This window comes from Bacillus sp. FSL P2-0099, from assembly GCF_038007445.1.
GTDB classification, from domain to species: domain Bacteria; phylum Bacillota; class Bacilli; order Bacillales; family Bacillaceae_G; genus Bacillus_A; species Bacillus_A mycoides.
In genome coordinates this window covers 413,683-426,675 of sequence record NZ_JBBOXE010000002.1, presented here as the reverse complement: position 1 = coordinate 426,675, position 12,993 = coordinate 413,683, and the positions used below count along the sequence as shown (strand labels likewise).

Sequence of the window (12,993 nt, the reverse complement as noted above, 5' to 3'; positions counted from 1 at the left end):
TTTACGCATGATGTGATGACTTATATTAACCCTTTATTGCTACTAAGGTAGGAGATATACCAAAAATAGGATTATAAAGTACATTTTTCTTGAGTGGCTCCAAAAGTAAAGAATCGTTGCCGTCCCCCTTAAACGGTTAACTAACCCCAATTTTTTTCTATTTTGACGACATGCTCAACGCCGTGGAAAAATAAGTTTATTTTCTGTACCTAAAAGCAGCCTTTGTATATTTTCCATATGCCTGAAAATAACCATAAACGCCATTAGGAATGCAAATATATAAAAATATAAGGTATTCCCAAAAACAGGAATAAATGAAATGACCGCAACAAGCAATGTAGCACATATTGTACCTAAAGAGACATAACGAGTTAAAGCTACTATTATCACAAAAAAGCCAAGGCATAAAAGGGCCATAACCCAGTCAACCATAAACAGTACAGCCACTGCTGTAAGTGCTCCTTTGCCTCCTTTAAACCCAAAATATACCGGCCAGTTATGCCCTATAACCGCCCCTGCGCCCGCCGCTAAAAGGCTTACGCAATCTTTAGCCTCTCCCGAATAAAAGTAAACGCTAAGGAACAAGCCTATATAACAGGCAATTACCCCTTTTAATATATCTCCCGCAAGAACAAACACCGCAGCAGATTTCCCAAGTACCCTCAGAGTATTGGTAAGCCCGGCGCTTTTGCTTCCATGGCTTCTTATGTCCTTGCCGTATATTTTCCCTACAATCACCGCTGTATTAAGGCTTCCTAAAAGGTATCCCAAAACTAAGGCCGCAAAAATCTTTAAAATATCAATCATCACTCTTCTCCCTTTACATTATTCTGAATTTCTTTTTTTCTACATCAATACAGGGTTTTAGCATTGTTCTTCTCCAGAAAATTTTCCAATAAACTTCTACTTATTTATTCATGTTAAAAGGGCATCTACAATAAGGACACCGGGTATAACTGAATAGTCAGAAAAATGACCGGTAAAAAACCCTTCATTTGTTACAACATTTTGGATCTAAACTGCACGCTTTCCTTCTTCTACTTCAATGATCCGATCAATTAATAAAAGGGGATAACGATGGGCAATAATTTCTTCAATTTGTTGAATATTGAGCATGAATGTCTCTCCTTTATACCATAGCTAGATATTTTATTTAGTTTAATTTCCAGAAATAAAATGTTAGAATATTGACAATAATTAGTACCTAGTACTATTATTTGATTATATAACTAAGTGTGAAAATAGTAAAGGGGGATAAATGTATGCAATCAAAAGCAAGAATTACAGCTATTGGTACCTATGTACCTGAAAAAAAGCTGACCAATGATGATTTAGAAAAATTAGTAGATACAAATGATGCATGGATTGTACAAAGAACTGGGATGAAGGAAAGAAGAATTACTGGTGATAACGAATATGCCTCTACATTAGCTTTTAAAGCTATTGAAAACTTAGTGGAACGCTATCATAAAAGTCTTGTAGACGTGGATTGTATTCTCGTTTCAACAACTACGCCTGACTACACTTTTCCAAGTGTAGCCTGCCAAATACAAGAGTATTTTAATATTCAACATACAGGTGCTGTTGATTTCAATGCGACTTGTGCTGGTTTTACATATGGATTACATCTGGCGAATGGTTTAATTACATCTGGCCTTCATCGCAAGATTTTAATTGTAACGACAGAAACCTTATCTAAGATTACAGACTATACAGATCGAACTACATGTATCTTATTTGGAGATGGAGCCGCAGCTGTTTTAGTAGAGAAAGATGAAGAAGAGTCTAGCTTTATAGCCACCCATATTGGGACAAATGGGGAAGGAGGCATGCATGTATATCGTAAAAATTTATCTACTACCATGTTTGGAAATCCTTTAAGAACACATGGGAAGATAGTTCAAAATGGAAGAGAAGTATATAAGTGGGCAGCACGGACACTACCAATTGGTATTAAAGAATTGTTATGTCAAGCAGAGTTACAACTGGAAGAGGTGAACTGGTTTGTTCCACATAGTGCTAATTTACGAATGATTGAATCTATATGTGAAAAATCAGGTTTCCCACTGGATAAAACGTTAACAAGTGTAACATACATGGGAAATACTTCTTCTGTCTCTATTCCATTAGCATTAGACATAGGTATGAATGAAGGAAAGGTGAAAAAAGGGGACACTCTCTTACTCTATGGGTTTGGAGGAGGTCTTACACACGCTGGACATATCATTAAATGGCATTTAGCAAAGGAATAGGAGATGAAATATCCAATAGTAACATAAACGTGTTTTATTACATTAAAAATCTTTATAGGGATTCTGTTCCATCGCTATAAAGCTAAGTTTTCGCACTACCTCTAAAGCAAAAAAGGCGTTATCCTTTCTGTAGAATCATAGGAAAGGATGGCGTTTTTTGTATGTCTATTTCTGTATCGGATGAATTACAACTATTTGCTCAAGAGATTCAAAACTTTTTATCTCCAAATTTCTTACGAGATCTTGCTAGAAATGTTGGTTTTGTACAAAGAACCAGTAAGTACCAAGCAAAAGATTTAGTCGCTTTATGTGTATGGATCAGTCAAAATGTCGCTAAAACCTCATTAACTCATTTATGTAGCTGTTTAGAAGCATCAACAGAAGTGCTCATCAGTCCTGAAGGACTGAATCAACGATTTAATGCCACAGCCGTGCAATTTCTACAACAAGTGTTAGCCGAACTTCTCAATCAAAAGTTATCTTCAACTAAGATGCTCACTTCTCCATACGCTTCTATTTTCAAGCGTATTCGTATCCTAGATTCAACTGCCTTTCAACTTCCCGATGTATTTTCATCTGTTTATCCAGGTGCAGGAGGATGCAGTCATACAGCTGGGATGAAGATTCAGCTTGAGTATGATTTATTAAGTGGGCAGTTCCTACATATTCATACAGGCCCAGGTAAACAACATGATCGAACCTATGGTTCTCTATGTGCCCCAACTGTGACAGCGAATGATTTATGTATCCGTGATTTAGGTTATTTTCACTTGAAAGATCTTCAACATATACAAGATAAAAAGGCATATTATATCTCACGTATCAAATCGAATACACGTATTTATCAAAAAAATCCTAACCCTGATTATTTTCAAGATGGCAGAATCAAGAAAGGTACAGAGTATATACAGATAGATATGGAAACGTTAATGAACTCTTTTCAGCCAGGACAAACATGTGAAATATTCAACGCTTATGTAGGAATGAATGATAAAGTCTCAACTCGTGTGATTGTTCATCGACTAACCAAAGAACAACAACAAAAACGATTACAAGATCAAGCTGTAAGAGAAAAAAAGAAAGGAATGAAGTATTCTTCTCGTAGTAAACGACTCAGTGGTATCAATGTATATATGACAAACACCCCTACAGATATTGTCCCGATGGGACAGGTACATGACTGGTATTCTTTGCGTTGGCAAATCGAAATTTTATTTAAAACGTGGAAGTCATTCTTTCAAATCCATCATTGTAAAAAGATAAAACCAGAACGATTGGAGTGCCATGTATATGGTCAATTGATTGCCATTCTACTCTGTTCTTCTATCATGTTTCAAATGCGCCAATTGCTCCTCATGAAGAAAAAACGAGAGCTTAGTGAGTATAAAGCAATATATATGATTAAAGACTATTTTCTTCTTCTATTCCAAACTATTCAAAAAGACACCCGAGAGCTATCAAAGGTGTTACTTCGCCTGTTCAATCTCCTACAGCAAAACGGGCGGAAATCTCATCGATATGAGAAAAAAACGGTCTTTGATATATTAGGTGTCGTTTACAATTGTACCATGTCTGATAATCAAACCGCTTAATTCAAAAAAGTGAAACCCATTAGGGTTTATTTCGTATGCAAATTTTTAAATTACCTACACTTGCCCTTTAGAAAAAAGAAACAATCTCGCCTAAAATTGACTTTGCATAAGCTTAGCTTGATAGCGATGGGGTACCGCCAGCATTTCGGAAAAAACCCACGCTAAGAGTATGCAAGATTTTATGCGAAAAATAGGGAGACATAGGGAAGCCTTTTTCTTACTACCGATAATGGGACGTTATGTTAACTGAGCGTGTATGAAATATACATCCGAAAATCTAAGCGAATCGGTTCTTTCAAATGGTACAATGAGGAAAAAAGAAGTGAATGAATCATGACAAAAAGAACAGGTTGGATCTATCTCCAAATATGGAGGGGTTTGCTACGAAGGGGAAATAACAGAGGCTTACAATAAATAATATTAGGCTAAATAGTAGGTTTATTACGGAAGTATTCTTTGTATTTAACTATTACGTAAAAAATAACATTGAATTGGTGGTAATGATGATGGATATTACAATTAAAAAATTACATGCCGTGGATTTTGAAAAATTATTTGAATTTGAACTTGAGAACAGAACTTATTTTGAGGAAATGGTACCGAGTCGCGGGGATGATTACTATAACTTCGAGACATTCAAAAAAAGGAATAAAGCCCTGTTGGATGAACAATCTCAAGGGTTATCATATTTTTATTTAATTAAGAATAAAGATGGTTTAATTCTTGGAAGAATGAACTTAGTAGATATTGAAAAATCCCAAGGTTTAGGTCATATTGGTTATAGAGTGGGAAAAGCATATATCGGAAGAGGGATTGCTAAAATAGCATTGAAACTCTTATTAGAAGCCACAAGTAACTTAGGAATAAAACAGATTTCGGCGAAAACTACAGTGAATAATATAGCTTCCCAAAAAGTTTTGGAAAAAAACGGCTTTAAGTATATAGCAACAAGTGATGAAGAATTTAGTATGAATGGACAAATTTTATCTTTTGTTTATTATAACTGGGTGAAATAACATATGTCTTTTCAATTAAAGAGCGCTTTAATGAAGGAAAGATCACAAAAATGATCAAACTTTATTTCAAAGCTATAGTTTCAAAAAGCAAAAGATTATGTGGATTCCTTATAAAAATAACTTCCAATAACGATCATTATGTAAATAAGCTGTCCATATGGACAGCTTATTGTATTTTTGTCTTAGCGTGGTTTTTTTCCGAAATGCTGGCGGTACGCCAGAAAGATAAACACATTTAAAAACATTGTAGAATTTATGACAATTAACAGTAGATTTCTTAATTTCTATATATCTTTTTATCTTAAATATGACATTAACAAAAAAAATTAACATATTTCTAGGTGCATATATGTAATAAAACATAAAAAACTAGTTAATTTTATCCGATAGTGACCGATTAAACGGAATGTTGAGTATTTTCTGTCAATTAGATATATTAATAGCATAATGCTAAACCTATTAAGAGAGGTGGAATATTGATGAAATCATATAAAAAAATGGCTGTAATGATGCCATTCGCATGTATGTTAAGTATAGGAGTAGTAAGTATGCCTACTACTTCTTTTGCAGATGCTACAAAAAGTACAATATTAAATGTTAATACAAAGAGTGATAATGTTTATAATGAAGATAAGTTTACACAAGATATAAAAGATAGAATGACTCCAGAAGGTACTGCAGCTAATCCAAATACTGCAACTAAATATGTATCTAAGCCCGAATATCATACTGATGTCAATAACTTAGATATAACAGCACATTTTGATAGTTGGGGACCTACACAACAAATAGAACTACTATCATACAAAAATGATGGATTAGTAGACCAAACATGGTATTCTCCTGAAAAAAGTATCAAAACAACAGAGTCTTTTACCTATTCAAACCAAGAAGGGGCTAAATTAGGAGTATCTTCAAAATCAACGTTAGCAGTTAAAATTCCTTTTGTTGCTGAAGGCGGTCAAGAGATCACACTTTCATCTGAATTTAATTATACTCATACAAGTTCTAACACATCTACTCATGAAGAACAAATTATATTTAAATCACAGCCTGTAATTTGTAAGGCTGGTTATACCACAACATATTTTGGTATAGTGAAAGCCGCTAATTTCTCAGGAACATTTAAAACAAAATCAAAAGTTCATGTTCCGAAACTATCCTACTATGATCAAAATGGATATGGATGGACGTGGCAGGAATCACGTCCTAATTTTTACAATTCAAAAGTGTATTCTTTACTTACGAATGGTTCAAAACCAACACCATCATATTTAAACTTTGAATCTTATGTACAACCAGATAATAAAAATATACAAATACCAGTAGTAGATATTCAATCTGAGTTTAGCGGTGAAGGTGGTCATTATTCTGAGATATATGTTAAAGCAACTCCAATAGATGCACCAAATAAATCTATTACACTACCCCTTAAAGAATATCAAAATAGAGTAGCCAAAGGATTACCATTATAATAAGAACTAAATTTATATATTTTTCTGTAAAGAGATATAAAAAAAGATTATTATTATGGAGTTTTAATTTATGTATGAAAAGTTTATTCAGAATACTCAATACGCAAAATATCTTTTACAAATATATAATGTAAATTCTCTTCTATCTCAATTATCTTGTGCACCAGAGCTACAATCGTTTATATTTTGTTATTTCCTGTTGCAGAATCCTTGTTATAAGGATTCTTTTTTTTGTATCAAAAATCTACAAAGAAAAAAGATAAGATCGGGAACACAATCTTATCTTTAGCACAAGGAGTAAACAAAGGGAATAACCATCATATTTTTATTATAATTTATTTTTTGTTAATTTTGAATATTATAACCATAATTAACAAGTATATCTATATTGAGAAATTTATTACAAAATTAGCTATAAATGATTCAAGAAGCGAAAGTAAACTTTTACCCATTAGTTTACTTTCAAATTCACTTAAGGTACAAATTTTCTCGTTTCAAAAACTTAATGTTTAAAAAGGTATACCTTTTTAAACGGTAGGTCCATATCTATGAAACATTGGAATATCAAGTTTATAAAGGTAGTATGAATAGTTTTATAAACGAAAATGATATAATTGAGATAACAAATGTAAGGAGAATACCAAACGTGGCAAATATTTATGGATATATACGTGTAAGTACAAAAGATCAAAATGAACAACGTCAATTACATAAGATGATGGAACGAGGGGTGGAAGCTCGACGTATTTTTGTAGATAAAGCCAGTGGACGACATTTTGATCGTCCTCAGTATCAATTATTACGAAAAATATTGAGTGCAGGTGATATTGTTTACATAGACGCCTTAGATCGAATGGGGCGTAATTATGATGAAGTAATTGCGGAGTGGAAATACATAACAAGGGAATTACAAGCAGATATTGTTGTTTTAGAAAATGAAACACTGTTTGACAGTCATAAATTCCGTGACATGGGTGACATGGGACGATTAATGGAAGATCAATTTTTATCTTTGTTGTCTTATGTTGCAGATCAAGAACGAAAAAAAATTCATCAAAGACAAGCTGAAGGGATTGCGGTAGCTAAATCTCAAGGAAAACACTTAGGGCGTCCTCAGGTAACTCTTTCGACCTTAAGCAAACAACAAATGAATATTATAGAAGAAACTCATTCAAAATGGAAGAGTGGAGAAATCACTGCTGTTATGTTTATGGAAATGTTAGAGCTAAAGAAAAACACGTTTTATAAAATAATGAAGGAATATGAAGAGGCAAAGTAGTATCTCTCCTATATGGAATGCTACTTTGCCCCTAGTTGTAAGAACGCTGGTACTACCCCTGTTAATCGATTAAAAATAACACGTGCAAACAGTTGTTGTTTATCACCAATATAAGCATGTTTTAATTCAAATGCTTCTCCGGGCTGTAGTTGGTTTAAAATCTGTTTCACATCAATTTTTATGTATTCCCATTGTTTCTTAATTGCACCATTATTAAAGCATTCGTATCTTTTCGATATGTTTTATACAGGTGATAAAGCTAGAACGGAGCAGAAAGGTGGTACAGGCCTTGGGTTATTTATTGCAAAAAATATTGTCGAGCAGCATAATGGGACAATCACTGCTGAAAGTAATGTAATTCGAACTGTATTTGAAGTGAGATTACCGAAAGAAGAGATTGTGGAAATTTAATAAAAATTTTAACTTTACCCCACTTTTTATTTAAATAGTTTTTTCTATCCTATACGTAAGTAAGGTTAAGGAGAAACTAGAAATGAAAAAGTGGGTATTTTTTTGCTTTTTATATTGTGCACAGTATGTGCTGGGATTTATATAGTACCATTATTCCAAAATGGCGTAGAGGTTAAGAGAGTGGAAAAAGATGATAAGGTAGCTTCTACGCATACCGAAAAGAAAGAAATTACAAAAAAGCAATTTTATAAAGGTGATCTATTACTAGTTAATCAAGATTATCCAGTTCAGAAAGATAGCATAAAATCCGATATTATAAATTTATTTCAAAATAAAGAGTTAGTAAGAGGCTATGGAAAACAATTGTAATTGACCCTGGTCATGGCGGGGAAGACAGAGGAACAAAGGGAAAGAAATATGGAACAATAGAAAAAGATCTTAATTTAAAAGTAGCCCAAAATATAAAAAAAGAGTTAGAAGAGAGAACGGATGCGAAAGTCATTTTGACACGTGAAAAGGATACTAGCTTATTATCAGAGACGAAGCAAAAAGAAGAATTACAAGCACGGGTAAATATAGCTAAAAATCATTCAGCAGATCTTTACATTATCATTCATCATGATGCTTTTGAAGATACGAGTGTGCAAGGAATAACAACTCATTATGGAGCGAATAAATGGTCAGATAAGAAATTAGCAAAGAGCATACAAAAAGCTATTTTCAATCAAGATGTAGATGCTCGAAATAGAGGCGTTAAAGGTAGTGATTATCTTATTTTAAGGGAGAATTCAACTCCAGCTGTTTTAATTGAGTTAGGATTTACTTCGAATGAAAGTGATGAGAAACGAATGAATTCAGAAGAATTCCAAACAAAATCAAAAAAAGGTATTGTTGATGGGATTATTGGATATTTTACAGCATGAACTTGTTTGTAATTAATCAATTAATGAAAAGATACAATTCTTTCAATAATATAAATAGAAAGAGTTGCATTCTTTAGAGTGAAAATCTTCCTCTTGTCTACAGGATAGTGTATTTCTTTATTATTTTCGACATCATCTGCATTTTATCTTTCTCTATTAATCTATTTATTGTAAAGGCAAGATTAAACATAATAAATCTATTAATCAAGCCTAAATATTTTAATGGTACAACTTTAAAAATCACAAATAAGATGCTCTATACATTTAGTAATAAGTTGCATTTTCAAGGAATCGATGGTTTAAAAACTGGATTTACAGATGAAGCAGGCTATTGTTTTACAGGAACAGCAAAACAAGGTGAAAGAAGAATGATTTCTGCTGTCATGGGAACCAGTGGAGGCCAAGCGATTTATAGAAATAAAAAAATTATTTTCATAGGGGTTTCATAAAGTTTATTTACCTTTTTTTGAATCTGTAAGATGTATTTTGAAATTATAATAAATAGTTAAAATGAAATTATATAAAAAACCTCCCGGCAATTTATTAGATTGTTACATCACGATACGAAACAGGTTATAAAAGTGGTATCTATAAGGAGTAGATAAAATGAATAGAAAATTAATAGGCGGCTTAGTAGGGGTGAATTTTTTACTTTTCCTGTGCATATGTAATTTTCTCCTAAGTACATTTGATATTGCTAAAAGTAAAGAGAACATTCAAAGTGGTGATGGGGGGGTTATAACTATTACCTTTCCAGATGCTGTGGATGTGGTAGTGAATAAGCATAGAAAACTTCCAAGTAATTATAGACCTAATGATTTAATTGTGCCCAATGTTAAGTTTTCATTTGATGAAATTCTAGAGAAAAATTATATGCGAAAAGAATCTGCTATTGCTCTGGAAAAATTATTTTTCTTAGCAAAACAAGATGGAATAGTATTACATGCCATATCTGGTTTTCGCTCTGAAAAATATCAACAAAGTGTCTATAGGCGAAATGTAGAGACGCAAGGTCAGTTACAAGCTGATAAAGTTTCTGCAAAGCCAGGGCATAGTGAACATCAAACAGGGTTAACGATGGATGTTTCTGCGGATAGTGTCAATAATACATTAGAAACTCAATTTGCTAACACAGCTGAAGGAACCTGGTTAAAAAATAATGCTCATCGTGCCGGTTTTATTATTCGTTATTTAAAAGGAAAAGAACACATTACGGGTTATTCATATGAACCATGGCATATTCGATATGTTGGTGAAATTGCTAAAGATATTTATGAAAAAAACATTACCTTAGAAGAATATCTGAACATAATAGATTAAACTGTTTATCCCCCTTACATAGGGGTTCGACCGAGATACATGTAATTTCGGGTCACATACTGTATCATATTTCCATTATCAGGATTTAGTTTAACAAAAAGGTATTTTATTAATAATGTTACGGATTATTTTTGATTTTGTTACAGCTAATTCAACGGTTAAGATATTTCATATTTTTAAATATAAAACGTAACAAAAACGACCGATTATGTTACAAATAACATCGAAAAACACTTATTGGTAAATGATGTATTTCTGTGACCTAGTTTTACACGTATCTCGGCTGAACCCCTAGATACATTCAGAATCTAATTTAAACTAGATTCTTTTTTATTTATGGAAGCGTCAAATATTCCCCACCTACTATTTGTAAATAACCCATAAGTTAATCTCCTTACATACTACATGTGGAGTCTTTTTTGCATAAACAGTTATATAACCGGGTTATAGAAGTTGTAGCGACATTTCGGTTCACTCATACACATAAGGCGACTAAATCTTTTACTTGCTACTTACTGGTCCGTTGCACAAAACTAATATTTCTAGCAAAATCTCGTCAGATATAGAAACAGACAGATAAAAAAATGCCATCCTTTCTAATTTAGCTTGTTTAGAAAAAATAAAGGTTTTTAAGTACTTTTGGGTATTAAAATAGCTTAAGCTAAAGGGCATGTATGATGAAATCACTAAACTGGAAGTTAGATTCCCTAGTACTATGATCTAGTTTTAAACGTATCTCAACTGAATCTCCCTATTATACAAGCAGAGTGGACTAGTATAAAATCGGGTGTATGAAAATATATAATGAGCAAATTTTTTAGAACGCCAATAGAATAGAAACGAAATGATATAGGAGTGGGGTAAAATGAATCGAATTTCAATTTTAATAACTGATGACGAAGCGGAAATTGCTGATTTAATTGCGATACATTTAGAAAAAGAAGGGTATCATGTTGTGAAAGCGGCTGATGGGGAAGAGGCGATTCGAGTTATTCAGTCTCAGTCAATCGACTTAGTTGTGTTAGATATTATGATGCCAAAAATGGATGGGTATGAAGTGACGAGGCAGATTCGTGCGAAACATCATATGCCAATCATTTTCTTAAGTGCGAAAACGTCTGATTTTGACAAAGTGACAGGTCTTGTACTAGGCGCGGACGATTATATGATGAAACCTTTCACCCCAATTGAATTAGTTGCGCGTGTAAATGCACAACTACGCCGATTTCTTACGTTAAATCAGCCGAAAGTAGTGGAGAATAAATCCGCTTTAGAAGTAGGCGGAGTTGTTATTGACCGTGAGCAAAGAACAGTAAATGTGTACGGAGAACAAATTGGGTTAACGCCAAAGGAATTTGATATTTTATCCTTATTAGCGAGTCATCCGAAGAAAGTGTGCAGTGTGGAAAATATATTTCAGCAAGTATGGGCAGATGATTATTATGAAGGTGGGAATACAGTTATGGTACACATTCGTACGTTGCGGAAGAAGCTTGGGGAAGATAAAAGAAAGAATAAGTTAATAAAAACAGTTTGGGGGGGAGGGTATACTTTCAATGGCTAAAAAGATGAGAGGTTTTCGTTCAGAGATGGTTATGCTATTTGCGTTAAGCATGATATTAGCTGCTGGCGTAACGTATATGATGTATGAGGGATTACGGCTCTATTATAATTCAGCAGTTCGTTATGCGGAGGATCCCTTAGCTCAATTTCGTTCAATGATAAGGCAAATTGGGGATATTAATTTCTTTTTAATTATATTTATCCCTCTATCCATTATGTTTTTCTTCTTCCTTACTAGACCGTATTTAAAATATTTTGATGAGATTTCCAATGGGATTCATCATCTTGCAAACGGTGATTTTACAAATCAAGTTCGTGTTTCATCCAATGATGAGTTTGGATATATCGCCCGCGAAATTAATGTAGCGAGTGAGAAATTAAAAGAAGCAGTTGAACGAGGAGATTTTGCGGAAAATAGTAAGGATCAGCTCATTGTTAACTTAGCTCACGATTTAAGAACGCCGTTAACATCCGTTTTAGGTTATTTAGATTTAATTCTCAAAGATGAGAATTTGACGAAGGAACAAATTAAACATTTTTCCAAAATTGCTTTTACGAAATCCGAAAGACTGGAAAATTTGATTGATGAATTATTTGAAATTACGAGAATGAATTATGGGATGTTGCAGCTTGAAAAAAGAACGATTGATATAAGTGAATTGATTATACAGTTAGATGAAGAATTGTATCCGTTATTAGAAAAAAAGGAGTTAGAGGCGAGATTGAATATGGATCCTCATTTACCTATTAACGGTGACGGGAAATTATTAGCCCGAGTATTTGAAAATCTTTTAACGAATGCGATTCGCTATGGGTATGATGGAAAGTTTGTTGATGTGAACGGATATATTGAGAGTGAAGAGGTAGTTATACAAATTATAAATTACGGAGATAGCATTCCAGAAGAGGATTTACCGTATCTTTTTGATGTGTTTTATACAGGTGATAAAGCTAGAACGGAGCAGAAAGGTGGTACAGGCCTTGGGTTATTTATAGCAAAAAATATTGTCGAGCAGCATAATGGTACTATTTCTGCTGAAAGCAATGTAATTAGAACAACATTTGAAGTGAGATTGCCAAAAGAAGAGAGCAAAGCAATTTAATAAAAATTTAAACTTTACCCCACTTTTTATTTTAATAGTTTGTTCTATTCTATACGTAA

General features: G+C 33.2%; 10 protein-coding genes and 5 pseudogenes. 12 read left to right on the top strand and 3 right to left on the bottom strand.

What is annotated here, in order from left to right:
- Nucleotides 1–174: 174 nt before the first annotated feature.
- Nucleotides 175–807 (bottom strand): glycerol-3-phosphate 1-O-acyltransferase PlsY, encoded by a 633-nt coding sequence (plsY, locus tag MKY90_RS29670; RefSeq protein ID WP_070144491.1) that lies wholly within the window; start codon nucleotides 805–807, stop codon nucleotides 175–177.
- A gap of 117 nt (nucleotides 808–924) precedes the next feature.
- A pseudogene (locus tag MKY90_RS29665) lies at nucleotides 925–1,116 on the bottom strand (3-hydroxyacyl-ACP dehydratase FabZ); the annotation flags it as partial.
- 146 nt (nucleotides 1,117–1,262) lie between these two features.
- Here MKY90_RS29665 and MKY90_RS29660 point away from each other — a divergent pair.
- The 5 genes from MKY90_RS29660 (at nucleotide 1,263) to MKY90_RS29640 (ending at nucleotide 7,614) form a co-directional block, all read left to right on the top strand.
- Complete coding sequence (locus MKY90_RS29660) at nucleotides 1,263–2,252, top strand: ketoacyl-ACP synthase III (RefSeq protein WP_070144492.1); 990 nt, start codon at nucleotides 1,263–1,265, stop codon at nucleotides 2,250–2,252.
- Nucleotides 2,253–2,413: 161 nt separating this feature from the next.
- Nucleotides 2,414–3,844, top strand: a complete 1,431-nt coding sequence (locus MKY90_RS29655; protein ID WP_341093685.1) for an IS4 family transposase — start codon at nucleotides 2,414–2,416, stop codon at nucleotides 3,842–3,844.
- A 503-nt stretch (nucleotides 3,845–4,347) separates the two neighbouring features.
- Nucleotides 4,348–4,860, top strand: a complete 513-nt coding sequence (locus MKY90_RS29650) for a GNAT family N-acetyltransferase (RefSeq protein WP_199663589.1) — start codon at nucleotides 4,348–4,350, stop codon at nucleotides 4,858–4,860.
- Between the two features lie 479 nt (nucleotides 4,861–5,339).
- A complete protein-coding gene (locus MKY90_RS29645; protein WP_098167458.1) occupies nucleotides 5,340–6,335 on the top strand; it encodes an ETX/MTX2 family pore-forming toxin in 996 nt (331 codons plus the stop codon).
- Nucleotides 6,336–6,981: 646 nt separating this feature from the next.
- Nucleotides 6,982–7,614: a recombinase family protein gene (locus MKY90_RS29640; protein WP_098167460.1), complete on the top strand. Its 633-nt coding sequence runs from the start codon at nucleotides 6,982–6,984 to the stop codon at nucleotides 7,612–7,614.
- Between the two features lie 59 nt (nucleotides 7,615–7,673).
- Here the strand turns inward: MKY90_RS29640 and MKY90_RS29635 are convergent.
- A pseudogene (locus MKY90_RS29635) lies at nucleotides 7,674–7,838 on the bottom strand (IS4 family transposase); the annotation flags it as partial.
- A 1-nt stretch (nucleotide 7,839) separates the two neighbouring features.
- On the opposite strand from MKY90_RS29635, the pseudogene MKY90_RS29630 reads away from it, so the two are divergent.
- The 7 genes and pseudogenes from MKY90_RS29630 to MKY90_RS29600 form a co-directional block, all read left to right on the top strand.
- Nucleotides 7,840–8,025: pseudogene (locus MKY90_RS29630) on the top strand (ATP-binding protein); the annotation flags it as partial.
- 82 nt (nucleotides 8,026–8,107) lie between these two features.
- Nucleotides 8,108–8,379, top strand: a pseudogene (locus tag MKY90_RS29625) (D-Ala-D-Ala carboxypeptidase VanY); the annotation flags it as partial.
- A 2-nt stretch (nucleotides 8,380–8,381) separates the two neighbouring features.
- Nucleotides 8,382–8,948, top strand: a pseudogene (locus MKY90_RS29620) (N-acetylmuramoyl-L-alanine amidase family protein); the annotation flags it as partial.
- A gap of 107 nt (nucleotides 8,949–9,055) precedes the next feature.
- Nucleotides 9,056–9,397, top strand: a complete 342-nt coding sequence (locus MKY90_RS30525; RefSeq protein WP_445661561.1) for a hypothetical protein — start codon at nucleotides 9,056–9,058, stop codon at nucleotides 9,395–9,397.
- Nucleotides 9,398–9,554: 157 nt separating this feature from the next.
- Complete coding sequence (locus tag MKY90_RS29610; protein ID WP_098167462.1) at nucleotides 9,555–10,268, top strand: M15 family metallopeptidase; 714 nt, start codon at nucleotides 9,555–9,557, stop codon at nucleotides 10,266–10,268.
- An 865-nt stretch (nucleotides 10,269–11,133) separates the two neighbouring features.
- On the top strand, nucleotides 11,134–11,832 hold the full coding sequence (locus tag MKY90_RS29605) for a response regulator transcription factor (RefSeq protein WP_098167463.1): 699 nt from the start codon (nucleotides 11,134–11,136) through the stop codon (nucleotides 11,830–11,832).
- Complete coding sequence (locus MKY90_RS29600; protein WP_341093679.1) at nucleotides 11,825–12,934, top strand: sensor histidine kinase; 1,110 nt, start codon at nucleotides 11,825–11,827, stop codon at nucleotides 12,932–12,934. Before MKY90_RS29605 ends, MKY90_RS29600 begins: the two co-directional genes overlap by 8 nt.
- The last annotated feature ends 59 nt before the right edge of the window (nucleotides 12,935–12,993 follow it).